The sequence below is a fragment of the Caballeronia sp. LZ003 genome, from assembly GCF_031451465.1.
GTDB lineage: Bacteria > Pseudomonadota > Gammaproteobacteria > Burkholderiales > Burkholderiaceae > Caballeronia.
Genome location: NZ_JARUXJ010000145.1, coordinates 1 through 538, shown reverse-complemented (window position 1 = coordinate 538; position 538 = coordinate 1). Strand labels below are relative to the sequence as shown.

Here is a 538-nt window from a genome sequence, read left to right as displayed (position 1 = left end):
GCTTCGCTGTTACGCTTTCGCTGTTACGCGCAAAGCCCCGCCCACTGGGGCTTTGCGCGTTTTTGTAACAGCGTAACAGCCGTAACAGCGATATTCAGCAGGATGGTGAAGAGTTTCCCGACCAGAGCGACGAAGTGAAGACGTACATGCGCGTCGGCCCCTTCCCGGGAAGTCGCTCAGCGCGCTGCGCCCACCCGTTTGCGGCAGGCCTGATCCAGCCAGAATCGATAAGAAGCTTGGCGGCGTTTTTTGCATCCAGATCATTGCAAATTTCGCGTTTAAATACCTCCGGAAAAACGAGATACTCAACAACACCGTCAACCGTTCTTTTAAATCCCGCTCGATTAATCGTCGGTCTTTCCGACATGTCGTTTAAGTCGGTAAAGCGAGACTCTTCATGCGCTTCGAAGAACGCTTTTACGTGAGCGCGAATCGCAGTATGTTCGTGATTCCCCGCGCCGCCGCGATTGCTCAACCACGCTTTAAAGCAATAAGCTGCGGCTGATTGCGCCTCGCCGTCTTGCCATCCAGTAATACC

1 pseudogene is annotated in these 538 nt (G+C 53.7%); it reads right to left on the bottom strand.

From position 1 onward, the window contains the following. Positions 1-94 precede the first annotated feature (94 nt). Positions 95-538: pseudogene (locus tag QCE79_RS33500) on the bottom strand (hypothetical protein); the annotation flags it as partial.